The following is a 25,506-nucleotide window of genomic DNA, read 5'->3' as shown; positions in this document are numbered from 1 at the left end:
CTTCATCCAATTAGATTAACCTTCTTTCTCCACCAAAATCAATCCGTGGTTTGTCCCGCGCCGTTGGGTGTAAATCAGGATGCGCCTCAGGGAGCGAGGTCGGATGCCATTAAGCAAAAGCTGTTGGGGAATATCCTGCTGGCCCAGTAGGCGCAGTGCCAGGTGAAGTGCTGCACCCGCCACCGTGTCGTACTCTCCAAGGATGTGTTTGAATCCGATGTGGGGCAGTGCGGCAAACAGCGTGCTGCCTACCGTGCTGTAGACGGCGTCGTAACGGATGTCGCCGTTGTAACCCAGCACTACAGCATCGATGTCACCCGCGGCCAATCCGTATCGTCGCAGGAAGCGGTTGACGAAAGCTACTGCATCGGCTGTTTCATAGCACGTATCCCCAGCAATCACTTTTCCCAGGGTTTGGCTGGTCGGTTGTTGAGAGGCGACAAAAAAAGAAGCGCCTTCGGCAGCGATTTCTCCTGGAGACGAAGATGCGGCCAGTGGCGTCGGAATGACCGGGTTATCGTGTTTCAGGTATCCGGCCAGCTCCCAGAAGCGTGGGGTCCGCGCGCCGAGTTCGTCTACGCCTCCTAACAGGACCGTATGGTCGGGGTGTTCGGCTAAATAAATGCCGGCGTCCAGCAAAGCAGATGCAAACGCGCTTGCATTATTGACATACGTCATGTTATAGCCCTTGCATCCAAGCGACAAGGCGATCGCCGCGGCGGCCATGTTGTGCGTCGACTGGATAAACGGTGTCGGATTGAGCAGTTCGTGCTCATTAGCCAACAGCGTTTCCACGAACCGCTCGGAGTCCGATAAGCAGCCCAATCCTGTACCGGTAATGACCGCATCTACGGTTTCTTTCCCCGCTTCCTGCAAGGCCAAGCGGGAGGCAAAAATCGCCATCCGCATACTTTTATTCATACGCCGCAGCTGTAATGCCGGGATGAGCGATTTATAGTCGGGATCACAGGCCGGTACAGGATTTTGCGCATAGGCTTTTACCGCCTCAAAGCGGTATCCGGGCTCGTGCGTCGGCTGGATGGATATGCTTCCGCTACCATGGATATATATCGGCTTAGTCATGTGCTTTCGAAAATAATAAGGCGGTGCAGTTGCCGCCAAAACCGAAGGAGTTTGACAGCACATGGTCAATCTGCTGATGTTTCAGCTGCGTTTGTGGCAGGATGTCCAGTGAGGCAATGGGCTGCGAAAAGTTCAGGTTGGGGAATACCACTTGGTGTTGCAGTGCCAAGATGGAAAAGACAGCCTCGATGGCGCCGGCCGCTGCCAATGTGTGTCCCGTAAACGCTTTCGTCGAGCTGAAGGCGGGTAGGGCATCCTTCGAGCCGTAGATGCGGAGCAGCGCATGGCCTTCCGTCAAATCGTTGTTGGGCGTGGCGGTGCCATGGGCATTGATGTAATCGATGTCTGCAGGGTGCAATGCCGCTACTTGAAGGGCCGATTTCATGGCCAGGTAGGCTCCTTCGCCGTTGTCCGAAGAGGCGGTCTGGTGGAATGCATCGTTGGCATTGCCGTAGCCGCTGAGGTAAGCCAGCGGCTTTTGGGGTCGCCGGGCGGCCAAACCGGCCGTTTCCAGGACCAGGTAGGCAGCCGCCTCGCCGAGGTTCAGCCCGTCGCGGCTGCCGTCAAACGGCCTGCAATGCGTGGCAGAATAGATCATCAGCGAATTGAAGCCGTTAATGGTAAATTTAGACAAGCAATCCGCGCCACCCACGATAGCACGGTCGAGCAGTCCGGCCCTGATCATTCTTCCTCCCAGCATGATGGCATTTGCCGCCGATGAGCATGCCGTGCTGATGGTCGTGACAAAATCATTCACCCCAAAGTATCGGGCCATTTGTTCGGCACCGTATCCGCAGGGATGCGTAAGGATAAAATGCCGGTGTTCGGCAGAAGACAGGTAATCGTCATAGTATCGCTCCGTCGCGTCCATGCCACCCACCGTGGTGGCTGAGATGAGCCCTGTCCGATAACCATCATGGCGATCAAAACCAGCCATATCCAGCGCTTCTTTTGCTGCTACCAGGGCCAACAACGTGCTGCGGGTGTACGCTTCGTGATCAGCGATGGCTAAGCGCTCATACAGCGCCTTGTCGCTCAAGTCAATTTCGCCAGCCATTAATCGATCGTGATGAAAGGTGTCCAGCCGGGTGATGCGGCCGATGCCATGGCGCGATTGCTCAAGCGAATGGAAATTGGATGCCACATCTTCGCCGATGGCAGAGATGGCACCCATTCCGGTAATGGCTATCGGTTCGGGTGGGGTCATTTGCGGTTTGCCTCAATGAAGTCCGCCATGGTCTGGATGGTTTCGAATACCTTCCGGCCCTCCTTAGGGTCGGCCAGTTTAATGCCGTAGCCCTTGTCAAGCATGACGATGAGCTCCAGCGCATCGATGGAGTCCAACCCCAGCCCATCCCCAAACAACGGCGTGTTGTCGTCCAGGTCATCCACAGTGAGGTCTTCCAAATTTAGTTGGGTAATGATCTTTGCTTTCAGCTCTTGTGTCAATTCACTCATTTTCTTTCTTGTCCTTGATATAATCGTTTCATGTGCTCAACGGTACACGGTATATGGCCTGCCTGGCCAACATGGTATAAAAATACGTCACATCGTTTAGCCGTTACCTCTGTCCAGCCACTGATGATGCTGCTGGCTTTTCTGTCATCCAGCATAGCGTGGCCATAGGGCACGAGGAATTCGGGCAAATAGCTGTCAAAAATAAAGAAAACATTTTCGCTATGCAATTGATGGCGGATACTGATTTCGCCCATTGCGATATTGGGCAACGTATAGACAAAAGTGGCGGGGCTTGCTACGGGATTGGCTTCATCGGAGATATCCTGGGCATGCTTGCTGTCGGATAGGTGGCTCGACGAGTAGTTGGAAAAAACAAGGGCAGTGTCGTTTTCGAACGGGCCGGACGCCCGCGCCATCAGTTCCACGGCGATGAATATGGCTTTGCAGAGGCCATCCATTTTGTAAAACTTCGGGTAGTCAATGCCCAGCTGGCGGTAGGCCGCCCGGAGAAAGTCATGGAGGGGAGCAGTGTGCTCCACGGCCAGGTAGGGGTGCCCGTTTATTGCGATGGTATGATTGCGGATGATGCAATAAGACTGGATAAAATAAGGATGTCTGTCCATGGCTATGCTTTTTGGAATACCGTAGCAATATTGCAGCCCCCGAATCCAGACGCCGTTTTCAAAAAGGTCCGCAAAGGCTGTGCGGGTGCATCAGGCTGTTTACCGGTCTTTACCGTATCGCCGTGGTCGGCTGTAATGATATTCAGCGCTTGGCTGGTCCCCTGATGCATGAAGCCTTTAGAGGGGATTAAGCGATTGTTTTTGAGCGAATGGATGCCCAGCACCGTTTCCAGCAGCCCGCTCGCTCCCAAGGTATGGCCGTAATAGCCTTTCAGGCTGTGTAGAGGGACGGCCGATAGGCCGCACCGCTGCAAAGCAATGGATTCCATCTCGTCGTTATAGCGTGTCGCCGTGCCGTGCGCCGAAATAAAATCCAGCGGGGGAGCGCCCGCTTCACGCATGGCTTCGGCGATACTGCGGTATAGCCCTTCGCCTGTGCGGGATGGGCCCGAAATATGGTTGGCATCGTTGTATGAGCCTACGCCCATGATGCGGACCGCATCGCGCGCCGGGGTTTTCGATAGGTAAACCCCCGCAATCGCTTCACCCAGGTTTAGGCCTTTCCGGTCGCGGTCAAACGGCCGGCAGGGTTCATCAGCCAACGCTTGGAACGCGTCAAAACCCGAGACAATAAACCGGGAGATTTCATCGCCGCCGATGACAACAGCTTGCTGATAGCCGTCGTGGTGCCGCAGCAACTGCCGTGCTACGGAAATGGCTAACGCACCTGATATACAGGCGTTGGAAATGGTGACGAACCGGTTTTCAAATCCGAAATAACCTTGCAGTTCATCCGCCATTACCGGGAGATGTACCCGCGCCGGCGGGAAAGCAGTGGAGGCACGGTGCAGCAGCGCAACATTGCCCTTCGTCGTTGATAGCAAAACCAGTGTACTCCTGTCCAACGGAATCCGGTATTCGTCAATCATGGCTTGCAACGAAAGGATAAAAAGCTGTTCCAAACGTGTGAAGCGTTGAGGGCGGCTGATTTTATTAAGCCAGGCCTGTTCGTCAATCCGCGCGGCATGGATGCGATGGCCCGATAGCTGCGTGTCCGCAACCGGCTTGATGGCTGTACGTCCATCCAGCAGCTGCACGAAATTCGTGGCGCTCCCGATGCCGAGCGGCGTAACCAGCTGGTCGCCGACAACAAATACATCCGCTTTCATCACAATCCGTGTTTTGCTTTCCAATCCGCAAAAAACGGCGGGTTGGTCAGTATCAGCTCGCCGTCCATGTCGGTAAATACTTGAATCGTTTCCCCGGTGGCCACTACCTGCCGCGCAGCATTGAAAATGGTATAACGGAAGGTCATCTTCGCCGCCGGGCTGGCGACAAATACGGTTTCCACGTCGGCCCAGTCGCCGTGGCGCAAAGGCGACTTATACTCACAGACGCACTTGACCACGGGAGCGAGAAAGCCTTCATCCCGGATGTAGCGATAGGAAATGCCGAATGCTTCCCCGAAGGCCTCCCTTCCATCTTCAAAGTACGTCACGTAGTGACCGTGCCATACGATGCCCAGCGGGTCGGTTTCATTGAAGCGTACGCGAAAACGAGTCGTATGTTGGAGTTGTTGAGTCATTAATTCGCTTGGTGTCTTTTGTGATAGAGAATGGCAGCCAGCAGCGTGGCCGCGAAAAACAGCAGCAGGAACAACAGCGGCCATGCAATGTCGGCAGCCGTACCATTGCGCAGAATGACGTCGTAGAATGCCGATATGCCCCAGTTCATGGGGGAAAACGCAGATACCTTTTGCATGACTTCCGGCATGATGAACGTCGGCACCCATACGCCGCCGAGTGCTGCCAGGATGATGACAAAGATGGCTCCGAAGGGAGCCGATTGTTCTTGCGTTTCGGCCACGGTACCAATGAGGATGCCCAACCCGATGGCCGCCAGGCCCGCTACAAAGGCTATCAATATCATCAGGGGAAGTTGATCGCCCGGTTCAAACGCAATCAGCCCGATAAGCGGGAATACATATTTCGCAATCAGCAACATCAGCGCAAACTGAATAAAGCAGATAACGGTGTAGGTGACGATCTTGCCACCCAGCACAACCGAGTACGAAACCGGACTGGTTTGCAGGCGGATGTATGTTCCCAGGTTTTTTTCCTTGACGAGGTTGATGCCCAACGGAACGACGATGAAGAAGATGCCGAATAAGATCCAAGCCGGTACATTATGCTGCACAGCGTTAGGGATGATGCCGTCGCCCCCCTTTTGGGCAATGGTTTCCTTAAATGTGATGATTTCTCCATCCAGCAGCCCCGGGTCATTTTCCAGTTCCATCTGATCGATGAATACGTGATATATTTTTTCCACTTCGACTTTGGAAAGCATCTTCTCAATGTTGTTTTTCGTTGCGTTGCGGAACGCTTGACCCGCGGCCGGGTCGAAATAAATGATGATCTCCTTCGCTTCCCATTGCTCACTGCGTTGCCTTTGCGCAGCGCTATCAGGCGCTGTTAGCTCAAATTCACCCAAGATGCGCTCTACATTGTGCGCTACCTTTCCGTTCAATTCTTCGCTGATCCCTTCGGGAATCACGATAGCTATTTGGTATTTGCCATCGCTCACCAATTTGCTGGCATCCGCTTGTGAAAGCCGTTGCCCGTTCGCTTCGGTGATCAGTTGCACGTTGGGGGCTTCGGCCAGGTTGTCGGCTACTAACCGGCCGATTTCACCCCGGTCTTCATCCACCAGGAGGATGGGTAGGGTCGATTCACCTACCGCCTTGAATGTGCTTTCCTGGATGAGCGTAATGGTGATGATCAGTACAGACGGCATGAAAAACAGGATGGCAAGCCCACCCCAATCCCGAAGTAGGAGCAGCACTTCCTTGTACGCCGATACGGATAGTTTACGCATAATCCCTGAGTTGGCTTCCCGTGAGGTGGATGAATACATTTTCTAATGAGGTAGCGCCGGCCACAGAGGCAATGAGCTGCTGCGGCTTACCTTCTACCACGATGCGCCCATCGTCGATGATGGCAATCCTGGTGCAGAAGTGTTGGGCTTCATTCAAGTGGTGCGAGCTGTAGATGATGGTCGTGCCCTGCGCATTAAGTTCGTGCAGTAAGGCCATGATAACCTCCTTTGATTGGACGTCCACGCCGACGGTGGGCTCGTCCAGAAACAATACGTTGGGCCGGTGCAGGATGCCAGCCAATAGGTTGACCCGCCGTTGCATACCGCCGGAAAACGTTTTTATCGGTTTATGGGCAAAGTCCGCCAGGCCAACACGATGCAGTCCTTCCCTGATACGCTGCCGCAGATCGAGGGAAGACAGCCCATATAGGCTGCCGAAATAATAGAGGTTTTCCTCGGCACTCAAGGTGGGGTAGAGCGCGTATTCCTGCGGTACAATCCCTATCTGTTGTTGGATTTTCCTGCGGTTTTTCCGGTGGCTGAGGCCATTGAGCCACCATTCTCCCGATGTCGGTGCAATCATCCCGCATAGGATGGAAATTAGGGTGGTTTTCCCGGCACCGTTGGGGCCAAGCAAACCGAAAACTTCGTTGCGATTGATTGAAAGCGATAAGTCTTTCAATGCATACCGATCGCTACCCCGATAATGTTTGGATAGTTGATGTATGCGGATGGTTTCCTCCATGGGACGAAAATAAGGTAAAAAATCCAAAAGTAACAGGCCTCTTTGCACCGTGTCGGCCGCGGCAAATTTCCGTTTGTTTCCTGCTGTTGCCTTTTTGGCCTAGGAGCGTGAACGGAGTGAGCGTTCCAGCCAAAAAGGCAACAGCTGGAAACACTTGATGTAGGTCGTCAGAAATTGCGAAATGTTGTATATTGCGAAAAAAATGGCTTAAGTAACGGATATGAAATTTTTCATCGTACATTGTAATCGCTTTTTCCAATTGCTGAGCTTGGCCTGCATGGCCGCTTGTGCTTCATCGCCGGCGGTAGTTGCCGACAAGGCCCCGCTGTCACTCCAATGGGAAATCGTGGCTTCACCTCATTCAGGTACCAATCAGACGCTCTCGACGCTGACGATCACCAACCATACTGCCGATACGCTGCCCGCTACGGGCTGGACCATTTATTTCAACAACATCGGTGCCGCGGAGATTGCCGGAGCAGATACCGCCGTGGCGGGCATCAACTTCATCAATGGCGATTTTTTCTCGCTGTCTCCGCAGCAGGGATGGCAACCACTCGCGCCCGGCACCACCGTACAGCTTGGTGTACTGACACGCCGGCTTAAAAACATCACGGATTTGCCCAAAGGATTTTACCTTGTGGATGGCCGCTATCCGGAGGGTGTCGCACTGCCGGTGGACGTGAAACCATTTGAGCAGGCCGACAGCCTCGAAATTGAACTTGCAGCGCATATATTTGCCCAAAACGAATCCATCAAAGACTTGCCGCTGGTGCAACTGCCGCCCGTAATACCGACACCCGTTGCCGCTACCCTTACCACGGGTTCCTTCGCATTGGGCGCGGCTACGCCGATCGTTGCCGATCCGGCGTTCGAGCAGGAAGCCACGTACTTGCGGGATGAGCTGGGCCAGGTACTTGATCGTTTGCCCGAGCTGGCCAACGAAGGAGCGGGGGACCATGCCTTGGTACTCCGGCAGCGGGAGGGTATGCCCGCGGAGGGGTATGCACTCACTGTAGATACCCGTGGCATATTGATCGAAGCGACCACGCGTGCAGGGGTTTTTTATGGTATTCAAACGCTGAAAAATCTTTTGCCGCCCACCGCATGGGGCGATAAGCAGTCAATCATCGAGATCCCCGGTGTTTCCATAACGGATGCGCCGCGATTCGCTCACCGCGCGGTGATGTTAGACGTCGCCCGTAACTTTCAGACCAAAGAACAGGTGATGAAGATTTTGGATTTGCTGGCGTTGTATAAAGTCAATGTCTTGCATTTTCACCTCAACGAAGATGAAGCGTGGCGCTTGGAGATACCCGGATTGCCCGAGCTGACCGAGGTTGGCGCAAGGCGCGGCCATACGCTTGACGATGCGCAACACCTCATGCCGTCGTACGGGTCGGGCCCCCAGGTAGACAACGCTACCGGCAGTGGTTTTTATAGCAGGGCAGATTACATCGAATTACTGCAATATGCCACGGCACGGCATATCCGCGTCATTCCCGAGATCGAAACGCCGGGCCATGCACGTGCCGCCATCAAATCCATGGACGCCCGCTATGCGCGCTACCTCGCACAAGGGGACAGTGCTGCGGCACGGCAGTACTTGCTGCGCGATTTGGATGATCAATCCGAATACCGCTCGGTGCAAGACTGGAACGATAATGTTATCAACGTCGCATTACCGTCTACCTATGCGTTTTTGGAAAAAGTAGTCGATGAAGTCATTGCCATGTATCAGGAAGCCGGAGCGCCGTTGGAGACCATCCATTTCGGGGGCGACGAGGTGCCCAACGGTGTGTGGGAGCGATCACCCGCGGCGCGGCGCTTATTGGCGTCCGAGACCAGCATTCCGCACATAAACGACCTGTGGTATTATTTTTTCAACCGCGTCAATAAGCTGGTCAAAGCGCGCGGGCTGTACCTCTCGGGCTGGGAGGAAATCGGCATGAAGAAGGCCATGGTCAACGGCCGCAGCCAAATGGTCGTCGAACCGCGGTTTGCCAATGAAAATTTCCACACCGACGTATGGGCTAATCAGGGAATAAACGTCGATTTGGCCTACCGGCTCGCCAATGCGGGTTATAAGGTGGTGCTCACCAACGTGACGAATTTTTATTTCGACTTAGCCTATAATGAAAGCTTTTACGAGCCAGGGCAATACTGGGGCGGCTATGTGGGTGTCGAGAAGCCATTCCGTTTCGTGCCATACGACTATTATCGCAGCCTGGAGGAAGATGCACGTGGTGAACAGCTGACAGCTGCCGGCAGGGCTAATATCGTCGGGTTGCAGGCCCCATTGTGGAGCGAAATCATCACATCGCCCGAACGGATGGAATACCTGTTGCTGCCCAAACTGTTTGGCCTTGCCGAGCGGGCATGGGCGGCCGATCCGTCGTGGGCCGCTGAACCTGACGGAGATAAAGCCAAGGCGCAGTATGCCGCCGATTGGTCGGTATTTTTAAATGTTTTGGGCAAGCGCGAGTTACCCCGCCTGGATCACTACGGCGGCGGCTTTCAATACCGCATCCCCACAGCGGGTGTAACCCGGCGGGATGGTAAGTTGGCCGCCAATGTCCAGTTTCCGGGGTTCACTATTCGCTACACGACCGACGGTACGGAGCCCACGGCGCAGAGCCAGGTATATACTGAGCCCCTACCTGCGGCCGGAACCGTGGCGTTCCGCGTATTCAACGCAGCGGGAAGAGGCGGACGTACGGTTTATTGGAAATAATCCAAGCAGGCGTTAAATATCCCGCCGGAGTTGCGTGAAAAACTGTTTTTCCCGTTCCGCGATAGTGGCCAGCTGTTCGGCAAGCTTGTCATACCGGTCTGCGTCGGGATTGCGGTTTTTATAAATGCGGGAGATGTCCAATGCAAAATCCCGCCAGGCGTCGCCAATGGCCGTCATTTCAGCCGATCGCTGCCGGAGTATGGGCATATCGAGCAACGTCGCGGCTTCCTGTAGGAAGGCGGCATAGATGAAGCGGAAGCCGCCGCCGCCGGTGCCGATTTCTTCCTGCATGCGCACGAGCTGGCCCAGGTAATGGTTGGTTTTTTTGACGCCGATGGTCGTTGGCCATTTGCGGATATTGCGCGCCACCCATCGCATGGCTCTTACGCCTACGATCGGCACGGGCGCAAGCATGTCGTTGCAGGTCTGCCGGATACCTTTTCTGATAGCGCGTTGGAGGTCGTAATGTTCGGGAAGCCGTTCCAGGTAATAGAGGTGTCCCTTTGGGGCTAACGCCCCCTTGGCAAAGCGAACCTGTTCGAGCTCCTGTTCGCTCAACCGCGTGGTATAGTCCATCACCGGGTCGCTGATGAGGTAGTCGCCTGCTTCCTTTCCGTATACGACGAGATTATGGGCATTGAAGTGGAAGCGGTATTCATCGGGAAAGTAAGTGAGGTGGTATACACCTACCTGCAAGCCCACGGGAATGCCTTGGCTGAGCTTTTCTTCCAGCGCAGTCCTGGCTTTTTCCGGCGATGAAAACCGCTGGTGTTTTACCCGGATACCCAGCCGCTTGGCCAATTTCCTGAATATCTGGCCCGGCATGGGGCGATAGCTGAATCCCGGAGCAAAATTGACCTTAATAAACGGCAGGTAGGTAAAAAACAGACCGCTGCCGATGCCGAACGCCAACGGCTCGGAGATGCGGACGCCACGGTGGTTCAACAAGTTCGAAATCACCCCATTCTCGCAATGGGCAGACTGGCGGTGCTCAAAAGGTATATTCATGTATCGGATTGGGGGAAGGGCGATTTCAGCTGTTCAACAGAGATGCCAAACACGCTGGCATATTTTCGGAGAATGTTTTCTTTTAGTTTCGCAAAACGTTTGGGGTGGAAATGCCGCTTGACAAGCCAGCGGTGCATGCCCACGTAGCTGGACAACAGCGACACATCCATGCGGTGCAGCTCCATGTAATACGCGATGGGACTGACTGCTCCCGCTAAGACAGCTTGCTTGGTAGCGGCTATCCGTTCGTCGATGAGTTGGAGCGATTCGTTCAATGCCAGTGTCTTTGCTTCCCACCCGCTACTGCGTACGGTGGTATATTGGCCGTTTTCGTCCACCGCATAACAAAGTTCATGTACATTCTTTTTGGCTAGACTGCCGTTGTCCTGTGGTACTTCGTCCTTCTTCATACGTCACTGTTCGTTGGTCTGCAGTAGCATTTTCATGGTTGCTGCAAGCGCTGTCACACCAGCTACAGTCACTTGACCCTGAATATTGCAAATTTTCAAAAAATCCGACGTAAAAACAAGCTCGGTGTGGGTATGGGTAGCCAACTGGTCACCCACTTTGGGCAGCATAGTTACCTGCAGGTCCAGGATAGTGCTGATCACGCCGAGGTTATCTTTATCCTTATCCCAAAGGACTTCATTAGGTTTGATGAAAAAATAGTTGAGGAAGATGAAGCTCGTCTGGGCAAGATTTTCCAGCATGCCCATCTCCGAAAGTATGCCTTGGTGCACAAATAGACATTCGGGCTTTACCAGGAAAGATGTCTCCGTTTTGAGGCCATTCACCGCTACAACACGGTCCACCATCACCATGGGGGGCCTGTGGGGAATGAGCTCTTCAATATCAGGAAACGGGGTACGGTTATTCAAGTTCTTTAGCTATGACAGTTCGCATTTCGCCGATGGCGATGATTTGTTCGCCGCATGTCACCTCGCCGCGCACCATGGTCACCCCAAACAGTTGCTGGAGAATGGTTATGCTGGTACGGAGTTCGGCCCCCGCTTGAGGCAAACGATATATTTCAAAATTTTTGATGGACCCGATATAGCCCATCGGCGGGTCAAGGTCGCGCAGAAAGTAGTCGTAGCCCTGGTATAGGGCAATGGTCTGGGCGAAGTGTTCAATGACACCCGCTTCCGTGAGGTGGCCATGCCTATCGACCAGCACGTGCTTCACAGGGATTTCAAAGCTGGCAACAATGCGGTCGGTTTCATGTTCAATGAGCTTATCAACCAACACGAAAGGCGGCTGCTGGGGAATGAGCTTCCCGATAGCTTCTTTTGATGAAACAAGGCTCATATCATCAGGTTACTTCCAACAGTGCGTAAACATAAGAAAATCTTCCGCTTTCGGGGACAGAAAGCAGAATTTTTTCACCCTGTTGGAGTTTCCCCGCGTTGAACAGTTCCTCCAGTTGGATATAGCTTGAGGCCGACCCCATGTTTCCGACCTTATCAAGGTTGATAAACCATTTTTCTTCGGGAATGTCAATGCCTGCGTTTTCAAATGCTTCAGCCAGTCGGTCCCGAAAAAAATAAGACGAAATGTGGGGAAGGAAGTGATCGATGTCGGTTGCCTCCACCTGATGCCTGTGCAGCACCTCTTGGATGCTTTGCACCCCTTTGGGGATGATGTGAGCTTCCAACAGTTTGATATCCTGTTTGATAGCAAATATCGATTGGCCGAGCCAGGCTTCCGGTGGTGTGTCGCTCCAGGGAATCAATTGCCCGTCAGCTTTGATTGCTCCGGCATACATACAAGGTTCCACCTCATGGGCATATGAGATGCCGTCTACCCAATGGATGGCGAGTGAGGGCGCGCCATGGTTGGGCTGGGTGCTGAGCAGCATAGCTCCGGCACCGTCGGACAGCATCCAGCGGAGGAAATCCTTTTCGAAAGCGATAAGGGGGTTCTGCTCAAGCGCGGCAAGCCGCTCCGATTCATTCGTGAATTTATCAGCCCGCAGCCAAGATGAGACCCGCTCCGATCCGGTACAGACGGCCTGCTTCGCATTTCCCGTGGCCACGGCCATATACGCATATTTCAGTGCGTTCATCCCTGACGTGCAAATGCCCGAAGCGGAATTAATTTCCATGGGCCTGTTTTGCCATAGCCCATGTACCATGCTGGCATGAGAAGGCAGCAGTTGGTCAGGTGTAGACGTGCCGCATGAGAGCACGTCAATCCGCTGCTTGTCTGCTCCGGATTGTGCGAGCAGCCTGTTGATGGCCTCGATGGTGAGCTCCGCATTGTTGTGCGTAGGCTGCCCATCGGCATCAATGGCATAATAGCGCGATGTAATCCGGTTATTGCGCAGCACGATGGAGCGTGCCCGGGAGGGCGTACCGTTGATGACGCCCAATACCTGCTCCATGCGGTCGTTGAAAACCGGCTCGTTTGGAAGGAACTTCGCGATTGAATTGATGTATACCGTTGGCATTACCGGGGTTCTTTGATGTTAACAGATTGAAAGTACCGTGCCTCCTTTTTGAGGATCGAACGGAAGGGCAAATGTAGTATTAAAAATAATAAACTCACGATAGGTGCTAGTACCCATATTGCAAAAATCAGGTAATAGTTGAAAGCCTTCAGCCAGGGCTTGCGGGCTGTCCCGCCCGGCAGCCCTTTGCTTCGAATAAGTTTTGCCCACTTGGCAAACATCGAATTAGCCCTTTTATCGGTAAAAACAAGGATAGGCTTTACGCGCACCGCCCCGTTTTCAACCAATGTCTGTTGCAATGTTGTATAGGAATTGCTTTTCAGGTGCGCCAGTACCGGTTCGCCAAATCGGCGTGATGCTTTAATGTCCTGGTCTGATACGCCGGGTTTGGGGAACAGTCCCAAGTATGAGTCTTTCTTGCCTTTCATCATCCAATGGACGATGGTGATGACGCTGATGTGGTTGAGATGGCGGTCTACCAGCACGATGTTGCCCACGTGGTGGGCGCCGATGGCATGAAGTGCCTTCTTCACCTTTTCCTGAGCCATTACCCACATATTGCGGCAATTGATGACCGTCACCACGGGTCTGCCCCGCAGGAGCATCTTGGCTTCCTCACTTTTCAGAAATGAATTGAACGGTATCGACGGCGAGAGGTACCATACCTGGTAGCCAAGGATGACCAGATCATAATCCTGCTCAAGGATTTGCCTTCCAACGGGGTGCAATGCGCAGGGAATCTGTAGGAACGATTCGGGGAAGGCATCAAAGAAGCGGTGGCTATCCCAAGGGAAGGGATAGTCCTGTACGGGCTGTATCCGATGGAAGGTGAGCGCTACATCGGTGTCAGCGGCCAACGGCTTAAGGATATTGTCCAGAATCTCCTTCTGCTGGCCCGTCTGCGTGTAATACACGACAAGAACTTTTTTTTTCATATCGTCATGCTTTTGACCGTTGTTTACAACCCTGTTACACTCCCGTCACTGATCACCTGCTAAGCTTTCCAAAAATCATAATAATTAAACCATTGCAACGGATATTTTGTCAAGATTTGTTCGATACTTTGCGTATAGGCTTGGAGTAACGATTTTGCATCGCGGTGGTCAAACACGGCTTTTCGCGCATAAAGGTGGTAATGCTTGCGACGTTCGCGCATCACATAAACGAAAAGCACCGGTGTGCTTAGCCGTGAGCTGATGAGAAAAGGACCTGCCGGAAAACGGGCCGGCTGGCCGAGCAAGTCAGCCGTCAACGTCTTCGTGCCACCTACGAAGCGGTCGCCGGTGAAGCATATGATACCCTTCTCGCCGATGACCCGGTTGATTTCAAAGACGTGCGACAGATCGTCCTTGACCACGATAAATCCCGTTTTCGGTTTGGCCATGATGCTGGCGAGGTAAGATTTGATGGCCCGTTGTTCCTCATCGGTGGTGACCAGGTGTATTTGCTTGTCAAATTCGCCCATGAAATGCTGCGACACTTCAAAATTACCCACATGGGCGCTGATGAGTATACCAGCGCTGTTGTTTTTTGCCAACTGGCGGATGTGGTCAATTCCGTCAAACTCGTAGGTATATTTGTGGGCCAGACCGGCAGTGATGGCTACCTTGTCGATGATGGTTTGGCCGAAGACAAAATAATTGCGGTAGGTGTTGATGAGGCTTTGCAGCCGGCTTTGCTGGCGACGGGTGCGGAAGTAGCGGTAAATGGCGCTGGTCTGCTGACGGGAAAATAAGAAGTAATACAAGGAAACAAATACCAGCAGAAGATAGGCTACGTTTATCCCTGCATGGTTAATGAGGAAAATAAATACTTTGTATCCGGAAACCGTTCCCCTTGACTTTCCTTCCCATTCAGCCATTGGATATGATTAGGCGATGGCGTGCAGCTTACTGCCAATTAAATCATATAGGTCGTTAAACGTGTTGACGTCAGTAAAGTCCTTGCTCTCCAGCTTGATGCCGAAATTCGATTCGATGATGACTACGAGGTCTACATAATCCAAACTGTCTAAATCGAGCGAATCCTTCAGATTTGCCTCGGCTTGGACCACTTCAGTGTCCACTTCAAATTCTTCAACTAAAAACTTATTCGTAATGTCGATTATCTCGTCCCTACTCATGACTATGCTGCGCTATTACAGTTTTTTTACAATCAATGCGGAGTTTGTCCCGCCAAATCCAAAAGAATTTGACAAAAATACATTAAATTTTTGGTTTATGGTATTTTTTACCAAACTCAGGTCTTTGGCTGTTTCGTCTACTTCCTCCAGGTTGATGTTGGGTGCAATAAAGCCATGCTGTGCCATGAGCAGCGAATAGACGACTTCACTTGTCCCCGCCATCCAGCATTCGTGGCCGGTCATGGATTTCGTGGAGCTGACATACGGGCCGGCACCAAATAGCTGCGCCAGCGCCCGCGCTTCATTGGCATCGCCCATGGGCGTGGATGTGGCATGGGCGTTGATGTATTCGATGTCGGCAGGAGCGAGGCCCGCCTGGCGGAGTGCCATTTCCATGGCGCGTGTGGGGCCTTCCACATTCGGGGTGGAAATGTGTTCGCCGTTGGAAGAAAAACCATAACTCAGCACTTCCGCCAAGATGGGGGCGCCACGCCGCACGGCCGACTCATATTCTTCCAGGATGATGGTAGCCGCGCCCCCGCCCGGCACCAAGCCGTTGCGGCCTTTGTCAAACGGGCGGGAAGCCTTTGTCGGTTCATCTTCCCGGTCGGAAAATACCCCCAGCCCGTCAAAGCTGGCCATCGCATATTTGTTGGTTTCCTGGGCGCCGCCGCAGATGATGCAGTCTTGCAATCCTTGTTTGATAAACAGGTAGGCCAGCCCGATGGCATGCGAACCGCTCGCACAGGCTGCGCTGATGGTCATGTTGATGCCCCGGATGCGGTAAATGGTGGCCAGGTTCATGGTCACCGATGAGTTCATCGACTTAAAGATGGCGCCTGACCCGACTAACGTGGTATCTTTCTTTTGGCGTACGATGTCGATAGACTCCATGACAGCCTGGGATACGCTGTCATTGCCATAGACCAACCCTACGATGTGTTCGTCGAAAAAACCCTCGCCGACACCGGCGTTTTGCAGGGCTTCCCGTGTCGCTACGAACGCGTATTCGCTTTCCTCGCCCATGCTGATACGTTGCCTGCGCGAAAGGATTTTGGTCAGGTCGGGCTTTTCCACCGAGCCCGTTAAGGCAGACCGGTAGCCGAAGTCCTTGCGCTCCGGCGAAAAGACAATGCCAGAACGTCCGTGGTATAGGGAGTCCTTCACTTCAGCCAGGTTCTTGCCCAGTGAAGAATAGATGCCCATTCCGGTGATGACGACGCGTCTTTGCATGGCTGTACGTATTTTAGGAATAGATCCCACCATTGATATTGATCACCTCGCCCGTTATGTAAGCAGCCTTTTTCGAGGCCAGGAAACAAACGAGATCGGCCACTTCTTCGGCCTTTCCAAACCGGTTTAAAGGTATTAATTTTTTAAGTTCCTTTTCATCCAGCTTGTTGGTCATATCTGTTTCGATGAAGCCGGGCGCCACGGCATTGACCGTCACATTGCGCTTGGCCACTTCCTGTGCAAGCGCTTTTGTGGCCCCGATAAGACCTGCTTTGGCAGCCGAATAATTGGTCTGCCCCGGCGTGCCTTTTACGCCCGATACCGAGACGATGTTGATAATTCGGCCATAGCGATGCCGCAGCAGATCCTGCATCAACGGCTTCGTCACATGGTAAAAGCCATTCAGGCTGGTATGGATGACGTTGCTCCAATCGTCATGTTCCATCCACAGGAACAGGCCGTCGCGCGTGATACCGGCATTGTTGACGATGACCTCAATGAGGCTTTCGGGGTGCCGATCTTTCCAGTCGGCCAACTGCGCGTGCGTTTCTGCCTGGTCGCTGACATCAAAGCGTAGCAATTCGGCTTCGCCCCCGCCAGCGATGATGATGTCTCTCGTTTCCTCCGCAGCCGCCAGGTTAGACTGGTAGTTGATCAGCACCGGATACTTCAATTCGCTGGCCAACGCGATGCAGATTGCCCGGCCGATGCCACGGGATCCTCCGGTTACCAGCGCATATGTTTTAACCGCCATTAATTTTAATTTGCTTTTTCGAAAGGTTCCGCATTGTCAAACCATTCATTGCCCAACACCTGTCCGTTGGTGTCGATAAAGCCCCATTTGCCTTTGTGTTTTACGCGGGCTAAGCCGTTGATGAATCCTTTCTCGTCGCCACTGGTTAAGAAGCCAATCAGCGCCACCGAAATGCCGTATTCGGCAGGGATGACCAGCTGACCGGAGGTGTTGATGAAGCCCCATTCTTTGCCCACTTTAACCGGGGCGAGGCCATCGGTGCTGAAAATCTCGGCATCGGGATATTGGGGCTGGATCACCAAATCGCCCTGAGCATTGATATACCCCCACTTCTTGTCTACGTATACCGGCGCTAAGCCATTCCGGAACGCCCGCGCTTTATCGAACTGCGGTTCGATAACCCATTCGCCTTGTTGGTTGATAAAGCCCAGCTTGCCGTTTTTACGCGCATAGGTCAGCGGTTCATCGCCAAGAAAAGCCCATACCTTGTCGGCACCGAGCACAGGCATGAACGTCCCATCTTTGCCAATGAGGCCGAGGGTAGCGCCATCATGGGCGATGGCGATCCCGTTGTCCGAGATGTCTATTTCATCATAGCGGGCCGCTACCACGGGGGAGCCCTTGGTGTCAATGACACCCCACTTATCGCCCAGCCGTACTTTGGCGAGCCCATGCTTAAAGGGCCTGATTTCCGTATACGTAGGTTTCAATACAACCTTGCCCTTATTGTCCATCAGGCCTACCAAATCGCCCGACCGGATGAAAGCTACGCCCTCGCTGAAATCATAAAGCTTGTCAGAGGCAGGCATATCGACGACGGTGCCCGATTTGTCAATGTACTGCCATTGCTTGTCCTTCGATACGATGGCCAGACCACTGTTGAATGCTTTAGCATTGTCAAACTGCGGTTCGATGGCCATTTCTCCCCGGGCATTGATGTATCCCCATTTCCCGTTGACCAAGACAGCCGCAAGACCGTCGGAAAATGATTCCGCTTTGTCGTATTGAGGCGCAATGGCCAGTTGGCCGTTGGTATCGATGTACCCGATTTTTTTGTTCTTTTTGATCAGTGCCAGCTCTTGTGCGTGGCAGAGGCAGACGGCTAATGCCAGCAGGCAGGTGAATAGCGATTTCATGACATAAACGTTTTAGTGAATGGCATCATGTGCTTTGATGTAATCTTTTATCCTTGCTAAGTATGGCGACAAAGTGATATCCTCTTTAAAGGTAGGTACAATTGACCGGATTTCTACATAAACTTTCCCACTTTTTGTTGAAAGCTTGTCCCTGCATTCCAGCGCATCTACGGCTTGGACCAGTGTGACCAACTGGATGGCCAGTACCTCATACGCATTGTCAATCACCTTTTTGGTGAGCCATGCCGCATTGGTGCCCATACTGACGATATCTTGGTTGTCCTTGTTGTTGGGGATGCTGTGCGTGTATATCGGCGTGGCCAAGGTCTGGTTTTCCGCCGTTGTAGAGGTCGCCGTGAATTGTGCCCCCTGCATGCCGAAGTTGAGTCCCAGCTTACCGAGATTGACGAAAGAGGGCAGGATTTCATTCAGCGAGGCGTTGAGTAAGTAATTCAGCTGCCTTTCCATCAGCATCGTCAGCTTGGCAATGGCAATCCGCAGTTTGTCCATTTCGAAAGCAATGTAATCGCCGTGGAAATTGCCGCCGTGGAATACATTTTCCGATGCGATGTCAACGATGGGATTGTCGTTTGCCGAATTGACTTCCTCGATAAGCGTGGTGGTGCAATGTTGCAGTGCGTCCCATATAGGGCCGAGAATTTGCGGTACGCAGCGTATGGAGTAATATTCCTGCAATTTATCTTTGAAAATCGATTCCTCTACGCGGCGATTATACAGGTGTTCGTGGCGTTTGCGGACGAGTTTGCTATCGGAGATGACGTCGCGCATGAGTGCGGCCACCTGCCGCTGGCCGGGATGTTTCTTGGTGCCGTTGAGCGTTTCCGAGAGGTGATCGTCATAAGCCCTGACCAGTTCGTTTATCCACGCCGAACACATGATCGACCAGTGCAGCAAACGTTTTGCGTAGATCGCATTGACGATGCCAATACCGGTCATTACCGAGGTGCCGTTGATCAGTGCAAGTCCTTCACGGATGTGGATTTGCATCGGTTCGAGCCCTTCGCTGGCCAGTGCTTGCGCAGCAGGTGTTTCGTTGCCGCGATAGTATACATTTCCCTCGCCAATCATATTCAGCGCGAGGTGGGCAAGCTGTACCAGATCGCCACTGGCGCCTACACCGCCGTGCTGATAGATGACGGGCAGGATATCACGGTTCAGCATTTCCTTCATCAATGCGACTGCGTTGAGGTGCACGCCCGAATAGCCTAATGACAAGGTGTGCAGGCGCGCCAACAGGACGGATTTTGCATAGCGCGGCTCCAGTATATCGCCCATGCCCGTAGCATGGCTCCGGATAAGGTTGTATTGCAATTGGATTTGGTCAGCCTCGGCTATGCGGTACTGGGCCATCGGACCAAATCCTGTATTGACGCCGTAAATAATCTTATCCTTGGCGAAGTTTTTAAGAAAATGGTGGCTTTCGTTTATCCTGTCCGATGTGCTTTGGGGCAAATTGATTTTCTGGTTTTCGAAGAGCACCGCATAAAAATCGGCCAATGCTATCGGGTTCGTCAGTTCTGTCATTTAATTAGGAAATACATCACATTAAAGTGGTTGCAAACTTAGATAAATTGGTTTTGATATCCAACAGTCCCGAGCATAAGCAAGGCAACATCAGGCCGGCACCCCGTCGACACCCCGGATGGAGACACTTTCTTGACTAAAACGGATATAAATTTTAACCAGACTGTAGAAGTTATTTACGATATATCATACATTTTTCTATAATATATCGCGTTTTTATCGTATTAAATACGATGAAAATACGATGAGCTTACGATAAAAATACGATAAACTGTAAAATGATATCGAATTCGGTTTAGGTATTGAGGAAAGTTAAAAGTGCGAACAGCCTCTAAGCAGGGTGGAGGCGGCTAATAAACCTTTGCTTTTATAGGCAACTTTGGCTAAGTTTGGCGCGTCCATTCGCTATTTACATGATTTCAGAACACGTTGATGTTTTAGTTATTGGGGCAGGTCCTTCGGGGGCCGTGGCAGCTTCAATCTTGCACCAGAAGGGCATTAAAGTCAAAGTCGTCGAACGGGAGCATTTTCCGCGCTTTGTCATCGGCGAAAGCTTGATACCCCGCTGCATGGATCATTTCGATGAGGCTGGTTTTATCGAGGCCGTCGAAGCCAAGGGGTTTGAAAAGAAATTTGGCGCCCGTTTTTTACGCGGCGAGGATGTCTGTTGGTTTGATTTCAGCCAGAAATTTTCCGCTGGATGGGATTGGACATGGCAACTGCCGCGTGCCGAATTTGACAAGACGCTTACCGATGTCCTGCAACAGCGCGGCGTTGACATCGCCTTTGGTACAACCGTCGAAAATGTGGTGTTTGATGGCACCGATTCGTTGACCACGGTGCATGATGAACAGGGCAACCGGAAAGCGATCCATGCCCGGTACCTTATCGATGCCAGCGGCTACGGGCGCGTGTTGCCGCGCCTGCTGGACTTGGATAGCCCGTCCTCCTTTGCGCCCATGGCGGCCACGTTCGTGCATGTCAATGACGTCCGCCGGCCGGAAGGTATTGAAAGCACGCGTATCACCTTTGATGTGCTGGAGCAGCGGGTGTGGTTTTGGGTTATTCCCTTTTCCGATGGCCGGACATCGCTGGGGCTGGTATGCCCTAAGGAACATCTTGAGACCATCCGCCAATCCGATAATAGGGCGACCTTCCAGCACATCATCCAGCAATCTGACCATTACCGCCGGCGATTTGAGGGCTTGGACTTTCTTTTCGAACCTAAGCAGATCGTCTCGTACGCCAAGGCCGTAAAAAAATTATATGGCGATGGTTTTGCCCTTACCGGCAACAGCGCCGAGTTTCTGGATCCGGTCTTTTCCTCGGGAGTCTGTTTTGCCACCGAATCGGGGGCATTGGCGGCGAAGTTGGCCGCGCGCCAATTAGCCGGCGAAACGGTGGATTGGGAGCATGAGTATGAAGAACACATGCTGTGGGGCGTCAATGTATTCCGTTCGTATATACGAGATTGGTACTCGGGAGATTTGCAGAAATTTTTCTTCCACAAGGAGGTCAATGAAGACGTGCGCCGCAAAGTATGTTCGGTGTTGGCCGGCTATGTGTGGGATAAGGAAAACCCGTTTGTGAAGAAACACGACCGAGCGGTCAAAGCCGTGACCCATTTGTTGCCGTAAGCGGTGAGCTGTATGCACTAAGCGTGCAGCCTAAGGCCCAAAAGAGAAGTATCCAGATGGCAAAACCGATTCCATATCAACGATGTATTGTTATTGGATGTTGCTTGGCGTTGGCGGCGGCTTCATGCGCTGGCGTCAAGCAGTTGCCTGATGTTGCGGCGTACCGCAGTGAAGTCGGGTGCCGCGAAGAATCTTCGCCGGATTTTTATGTGATGCGGCAGGGCAAGCTTCGCAGAAACGGCCAGGGCATATGGGAACTTTATGTGTCGGGCAACGCCTTGGAGCGCGGGCTGACCAATGGCCTACTCACCAGGGAACTCCTCCACCAGCAGGAAACAGCATTTGTTTCGCAGGTGCAGGAACTGGTGCCGTCGCGGTTTCGCCAACGCTTGCTGCGCGGTTTCCTTGGCTTCTTCAACCGGCAACTGGCCGACCATGTGCCCGAGGAATACCAGGTGGAGATTTACGGCCTTTCGCGCTCAGCATCGGATACGTTCAACTTCATCGCGCCGCCTTACCAGCGCTTACTGTATTTCCACGGCGCCCATGATATCGGGCATGCCTTGCAAGATCTGGCGTTGGTAGGATGCACTTCGTTTGCTGCATGGGGGCAGCGTACCGCAGACGGAAAGTTGCTGATTGGCCGCAACTTTGATTTTTATGCGGGCGACGAGTTTGCCAAGGAAAAGATGGTCGCGTTTATCCGGCCCGACAGTGGGTACAATCACGCCATGGTTACCTGGGCCGGTATGGTGGGGGCGGTTTCGGGGATGAACGAAAAAGGGCTTACGGTGACCATCAATGCCGGAAAATCGGATATGCCCCTGAAAGCCAAGACGCCCATTTCGTTGCTGACAAGGGAAATCCTGCAGTACGCAGCCACCATTGACGAGGCCATCCGCATTGCCAGCAGGCGGCAGGTTTTCGTGTCCGAATCCATTCTTGTAGCGAGCGCTGCCGACGGGATGGCGGTACTCATTGAGGTATCGCCAAAGAAGTTTGGCGTATTTGAGCTGGAAAATGGCGAAGACCTGCTGGTCTGTGCCAACCATTTCCAAAGTGAGCCTTATCAATCGGATAAGAACAACCTACGGCAGTTGGCCGAAAGCCATTCGAAGTATCGTTTTGACCGCATGCGCGAGCTGGCCGCAACAGCACCGCCACTTACACCATCCTCGGCAGCTGCGATACTGCGCAACCGCGAAGGAAAGGAGGGGATAGCCCTGGGCAACGGCAATGAAAAAGCCATTAACCAACTGCTTGCCCATCATGGTGTCATCTTCCAGCCGGCCGATCGCTTGATGTGGGTGTCGGCCAACCCCTATCAGCTGGGCGAGTTTGTGGCATACCAGTTGGACGATGTGTTCCGGCGGGCATCGTCGACAGCCAAGGACACCGCCTGGGCGACCAATCACCTGAACATTCCGGAAGACCCTTTTGTGCGTTCAGCCGAATTTCGGGATTATCAGGCTTTCCGGGTGCAGGCTGGTGAATTGGAGGCCGCCGTCGCGGCCGGCGCATCGGTGCCTGACAAGGCGCTGGACGAGTTGTTACGGCTCAACCCAGAGTTCTGGAAGGCCAATTTCCTGGTCGGTGAGTATTATTTCGGGAGAAGGCAGTATGCCGAGGCACTGCGTTATTTTCGGCTGGCGGCCAGTAAGGAAGTGACCACCGCACCCGACAGGCGGTTGATTGAAAAGCGGATTAAAAAAAGTGAACGTGCGATAGGCATCAAGCAGCCTAAATTAAAACGATAGATGATACCCATATTAGCAATAGAAAAGGCCGACAGGCAAACCATTAAACGGTTCCAGGAGGAACGGTTACGGGAAACGGTGGACTATCTGCGGCGCCATTCCCGTTATTATCAGCGGCTGTTCAGTGACCACGGTATCGCGTGGGATGCTATTCGTACATTGGAAGATTTGGAACGGGTACCGGTCACCACCAAGGACGACCTGCATCGTCACAACCCATTGTTCCGTTGCGTGGCCGCTGCGCAGGTTGCCGACTATGTGACCACTTCGGGCACTTCCGGTGATCCGGTTCTGCTGGCGCTTACCGATGCCGACCTTGATCGGCTGGCGTACAACGAAAGCTTGTCCTATCAGTGCATGGGCATGGCCCGCGGCGAAACCATTCAGCTTACCACCACCATCGATCGGCGCTTTATGGCGGGCTTGGCATACTTCCTCGGTGCACGCAAAGCAGGAATAGGTATCGTGCGGGTGGGGTCGGGCGTGCCCGAGCTGCAATGGGATACCATTGGGCGTGTACAGCCGGACGTGATCGTCTGCGTGCCTTCTTTCCTTCTTAAGCTGATTGAATATGCGGAAGCCAACGGCATCGATGTCAACAGGAGCAGCGTCAAAAAGGCACTTTGCATCGGTGAGCCGTTACGTACCTCCGATTTTGCGTTCAACCCGCTTGCGGAACGCATCCGAAGCAAATGGGATATCCAATTGTTTTCCACGTATGCGTCTACCGAAATGGCCACGGCCTTTACGGAATGCGAATACGGCGTTGGTGGGCACCACCATCCGGAATTGATCATCACGGAATTCCTGGACGATGATAACCGGCCCGTGCCCGAAGGCGAGCCTGGCGAGCTGGTGATTACCACGCTGGGCGTGTCAGGGATGCCGCTGCTCCGCTTCAAGACCGGCGATATTGTGCAGCCGCATCATGAGCCATGCGCCTGCGGCCGTACCACCATGCGGCTCGGGCCGGTCATCGGACGTAAAAACCAGATGGTCAAATACAAAGGTACGACGCTCTATCCTCCGGCGTTATTTGACCTGCTTAACGGCGTGGAGGAGGTAGAAAATTACGTCATTGAAATCTCGTCTGATGAATTTGGCGAAGATGAAATCACCGTGAAGGTGGGTACCGCCGCCGTCTCGGACGAACTTATGCTGCGGATCAAAGACCGATTCCGCGCCAAGCTGCGCGTCAGCCCCAAGATTATGTTCGTCGCCATCGAAGAAATCAATCGCATCAAGTTCCCCGAAAATTCGCGGAAGAGCATCACCTTTATTGACTATCGCCGGTGATTGGACGTCAGCAGCTCCAAGTCACTGATAAATCGGTCGCATACCGTTTTTGGCGTAGCCCATGAGGTGACCAGGCGTATCACCGTGTGTCCGTTCGCTATCTGTTCCCAGCGATGGAATAAGTAGTTTTTTGCCAGCTCATCGACGACGAGATCGGGCAGTATCGGAAACAACTGGTTGGACGCGGGAATTACCCGAAACGTATAGCCGAGCTTTTCTATGGCCGGCACCATGGAAAGTGCACACGCATTGGCATGAGCGGCGAGGTCGAAGATGAGATTGTCGCGAAACAACTCGCGGAATTGCAGGCCCAGTACCCTTCCCTTGGCAAGCATCGCGCCTTTTTGCTTAAGGTAGTGCTTAAACCCTGTTTTGAGTTCAGGATGTGTGATGACGATGGCTTCGCCCAGCAAAGCGCCGTTTTTTGTGCCGCCGATATAAAAAGCGTCTGTCAGTTCAGCCACATCCTGCAAGGTCAAATCGTTGCCCGGCGCAGTAAGTGCCGCAGGGAGGCGGGCGCCATCGAGGTAGAGGTACCAACCCTGTTCACGGCAAAACGCAGACAGCGCCGTCAATTCTGCCTTACTATATACCGTGCCCAATTCCGTCGTATTGGAAATATAGACCATTCTGGGCTGTGTACTGCCCACGACATTGAGTTGGGCCAGCAGTGGCGAGAGGTGCGCCACGTCCAATTTGCCGTCGGCCGTGCTGATGGCCTCCACCCGATGTCCGGAAGCTTCGATAGCGCCCCCTTCGTGGCCATTGATGTGCCCGGTTTGTGCCGATATGACCGACTCATATGAGCGCAGCGCCGCCGCAATGACGATGAGGTTGGCCTGCGTACCACCCGAAACGAAGTGGATGTCGGCATCCTGGTCGGGGATAAGCTGCTTAATCAGGTCTTTCGCCTCGATGGAGTAGTCGTCATGGCCATAGCCGATCTGTTGCGATAAGGAGGTTTCCTGAAGTGCCTTTAAGATCTGGGGATGGCATCCCTCGCTGTAGTCATCCCTGAAATAGTAACGGTATGGGTTCATTGTTGTTTGTCG

The 25,506-nt window shown here is 53.1% G+C and carries 25 protein-coding genes; 4 read left to right on the top strand and 21 right to left on the bottom strand.

Annotated features, from left to right (window positions below; translation table 11 throughout):
* Window positions 1–15 precede the first annotated feature (15 nt).
* The 8 genes from JHJ32_RS12485 to JHJ32_RS12450 are packed head-to-tail and all read right to left on the bottom strand — an operon-like array spanning window position 16 to window position 6,783.
* Complete coding sequence (locus JHJ32_RS12485) at window positions 16–1,083, bottom strand: beta-ketoacyl synthase N-terminal-like domain-containing protein (protein WP_200121174.1); 1,068 nt, start codon at window positions 1,081–1,083, stop codon at window positions 16–18.
* Complete coding sequence (locus JHJ32_RS12480) at window positions 1,076–2,290, bottom strand: beta-ketoacyl synthase (protein ID WP_200121173.1); 1,215 nt, start codon at window positions 2,288–2,290, stop codon at window positions 1,076–1,078. The genes JHJ32_RS12485 and JHJ32_RS12480 overlap by 8 nt, the downstream gene beginning before the upstream one ends.
* Entirely contained in the window at window positions 2,287–2,541 is a 255-nt protein-coding gene (locus JHJ32_RS12475) for a phosphopantetheine-binding protein (RefSeq protein WP_079717636.1), read from the bottom strand. Before JHJ32_RS12475 ends, JHJ32_RS12480 begins: the two co-directional genes overlap by 4 nt.
* Window positions 2,538–3,164 carry a hypothetical protein gene (locus tag JHJ32_RS12470; RefSeq protein ID WP_200121172.1) on the bottom strand — a complete coding sequence of 209 codons (627 nt, stop codon included), beginning with the start codon at window positions 3,162–3,164 and terminating at the stop codon, window positions 2,538–2,540. The genes JHJ32_RS12475 and JHJ32_RS12470 overlap by 4 nt, the downstream gene beginning before the upstream one ends.
* Window positions 3,165–3,166: 2 nt before the next feature.
* On the bottom strand, window positions 3,167–4,333 hold the full coding sequence (locus JHJ32_RS12465) for a beta-ketoacyl synthase (protein ID WP_200121171.1): 1,167 nt from the start codon (window positions 4,331–4,333) through the stop codon (window positions 3,167–3,169).
* The gene (locus JHJ32_RS12460) at window positions 4,333–4,749 is read right to left on the bottom strand and encodes a thioesterase family protein (protein WP_079717639.1); all 417 of its coding nucleotides are present in this window, start codon (window positions 4,747–4,749) and stop codon (window positions 4,333–4,335) included. The genes JHJ32_RS12465 and JHJ32_RS12460 overlap by 1 nt, the downstream gene beginning before the upstream one ends.
* Window positions 4,749–6,038: an ABC transporter permease gene (locus tag JHJ32_RS12455; RefSeq protein WP_200121170.1), complete on the bottom strand. Its 1,290-nt coding sequence runs from the start codon at window positions 6,036–6,038 to the stop codon at window positions 4,749–4,751. The genes JHJ32_RS12460 and JHJ32_RS12455 overlap by 1 nt, the downstream gene beginning before the upstream one ends.
* Complete coding sequence (locus JHJ32_RS12450; protein ID WP_079717641.1) at window positions 6,031–6,783, bottom strand: ABC transporter ATP-binding protein; 753 nt, start codon at window positions 6,781–6,783, stop codon at window positions 6,031–6,033. Before JHJ32_RS12450 ends, JHJ32_RS12455 begins: the two co-directional genes overlap by 8 nt.
* Window positions 6,784–7,003: 220 nt before the next feature.
* Between JHJ32_RS12450 and JHJ32_RS12445 the strand changes: the two genes are divergently transcribed.
* Complete coding sequence (locus JHJ32_RS12445; protein WP_233632634.1) at window positions 7,004–9,517, top strand: family 20 glycosylhydrolase; 2,514 nt, start codon at window positions 7,004–7,006, stop codon at window positions 9,515–9,517.
* 12 nt (window positions 9,518–9,529) lie between these two features.
* On the opposite strand, the gene JHJ32_RS12440 is transcribed toward JHJ32_RS12445, so the two are convergent.
* From JHJ32_RS12440 to hutH, 12 genes are read right to left on the bottom strand one after another with little or no spacing between them, the layout of a single operon-like run.
* Window positions 9,530–10,525, bottom strand: a complete 996-nt coding sequence (locus JHJ32_RS12440) for a BtrH N-terminal domain-containing protein (protein WP_200121169.1) — start codon at window positions 10,523–10,525, stop codon at window positions 9,530–9,532.
* A complete protein-coding gene (locus JHJ32_RS12435; RefSeq protein WP_079717644.1) occupies window positions 10,522–10,935 on the bottom strand; it encodes a hypothetical protein in 414 nt (137 codons plus the stop codon). The genes JHJ32_RS12440 and JHJ32_RS12435 overlap by 4 nt, the downstream gene beginning before the upstream one ends.
* Window positions 10,936–10,938: 3 nt before the next feature.
* Window positions 10,939–11,403 carry a hypothetical protein gene (locus JHJ32_RS12430; protein WP_079717645.1) on the bottom strand — a complete coding sequence of 155 codons (465 nt, stop codon included), beginning with the start codon at window positions 11,401–11,403 and terminating at the stop codon, window positions 10,939–10,941.
* Entirely contained in the window at window positions 11,396–11,833 is a 438-nt protein-coding gene (locus JHJ32_RS12425; RefSeq protein ID WP_079717646.1) for a hypothetical protein, read from the bottom strand. The genes JHJ32_RS12430 and JHJ32_RS12425 overlap by 8 nt, the downstream gene beginning before the upstream one ends.
* A 4-nt stretch (window positions 11,834–11,837) precedes the next feature.
* Entirely contained in the window at window positions 11,838–12,974 is a 1,137-nt protein-coding gene (locus tag JHJ32_RS12420) for a beta-ketoacyl-ACP synthase III (protein WP_200121168.1), read from the bottom strand.
* Window positions 12,974–13,909, bottom strand: coding sequence for a hypothetical protein (locus JHJ32_RS12415; protein WP_200121167.1), 936 nt, complete (start codon window positions 13,907–13,909; stop codon window positions 12,974–12,976). Before JHJ32_RS12415 ends, JHJ32_RS12420 begins: the two co-directional genes overlap by 1 nt.
* Before the next feature lie 59 nt (window positions 13,910–13,968).
* Complete coding sequence (locus tag JHJ32_RS12410) at window positions 13,969–14,835, bottom strand: lipid A biosynthesis acyltransferase (RefSeq protein WP_079717649.1); 867 nt, start codon at window positions 14,833–14,835, stop codon at window positions 13,969–13,971.
* Between the two features lie 9 nt (window positions 14,836–14,844).
* On the bottom strand, window positions 14,845–15,096 hold the full coding sequence (locus JHJ32_RS12405) for an acyl carrier protein (protein WP_079717650.1): 252 nt from the start codon (window positions 15,094–15,096) through the stop codon (window positions 14,845–14,847).
* Between the two features lie 15 nt (window positions 15,097–15,111).
* Complete coding sequence (locus JHJ32_RS12400; protein WP_079717693.1) at window positions 15,112–16,329, bottom strand: beta-ketoacyl synthase; 1,218 nt, start codon at window positions 16,327–16,329, stop codon at window positions 15,112–15,114.
* Window positions 16,330–16,342: 13 nt separating this feature from the next.
* Window positions 16,343–17,083 (bottom strand): 3-oxoacyl-ACP reductase FabG, encoded by a 741-nt coding sequence (gene fabG, locus JHJ32_RS12395; protein WP_079717651.1) that lies wholly within the window; start codon window positions 17,081–17,083, stop codon window positions 16,343–16,345.
* Window positions 17,084–17,088: 5 nt separating this feature from the next.
* Window positions 17,089–18,219, bottom strand: a complete 1,131-nt coding sequence (locus JHJ32_RS12390) for a WG repeat-containing protein (protein WP_200121166.1) — start codon at window positions 18,217–18,219, stop codon at window positions 17,089–17,091.
* 12 nt (window positions 18,220–18,231) lie between these two features.
* Window positions 18,232–19,764: a histidine ammonia-lyase gene (hutH, locus tag JHJ32_RS12385; protein WP_079717653.1), complete on the bottom strand. Its 1,533-nt coding sequence runs from the start codon at window positions 19,762–19,764 to the stop codon at window positions 18,232–18,234.
* 413 nt (window positions 19,765–20,177) lie between these two features.
* On the opposite strand from hutH, the gene JHJ32_RS12380 reads away from it, so the two are divergent.
* The 3 genes from JHJ32_RS12380 to JHJ32_RS12370 are packed head-to-tail and all read left to right on the top strand — an operon-like array spanning window position 20,178 to window position 24,454.
* Window positions 20,178–21,401 carry an NAD(P)/FAD-dependent oxidoreductase gene (locus JHJ32_RS12380; protein WP_079717654.1) on the top strand — a complete coding sequence of 408 codons (1,224 nt, stop codon included), beginning with the start codon at window positions 20,178–20,180 and terminating at the stop codon, window positions 21,399–21,401.
* A 56-nt stretch (window positions 21,402–21,457) separates the two neighbouring features.
* Window positions 21,458–23,158, top strand: coding sequence for a C45 family peptidase (locus JHJ32_RS12375; RefSeq protein WP_200121165.1), 1,701 nt, complete (start codon window positions 21,458–21,460; stop codon window positions 23,156–23,158).
* On the top strand, window positions 23,159–24,454 hold the full coding sequence (locus JHJ32_RS12370; protein WP_079717655.1) for a phenylacetate--CoA ligase family protein: 1,296 nt from the start codon (window positions 23,159–23,161) through the stop codon (window positions 24,452–24,454).
* Here JHJ32_RS12370 and JHJ32_RS12365 read toward each other — a convergent pair.
* Window positions 24,442–25,494 carry a low specificity L-threonine aldolase gene (locus JHJ32_RS12365; RefSeq protein ID WP_079717656.1) on the bottom strand — a complete coding sequence of 351 codons (1,053 nt, stop codon included), beginning with the start codon at window positions 25,492–25,494 and terminating at the stop codon, window positions 24,442–24,444. The two genes, JHJ32_RS12370 and JHJ32_RS12365, sit on opposite strands and share 13 nt — an antisense overlap.
* Window positions 25,495–25,506: the final 12 nt, after the last annotated feature.

It is taken from the genome of Parapedobacter sp. ISTM3, assembly GCF_016533505.1.
Lineage (GTDB): Bacteria > Bacteroidota > Bacteroidia > Sphingobacteriales > Sphingobacteriaceae > Parapedobacter > Parapedobacter luteus.
Note: the sequence above shows the minus strand (reverse complement) of the source record. Positions and strands in the feature narration are given on the sequence as shown.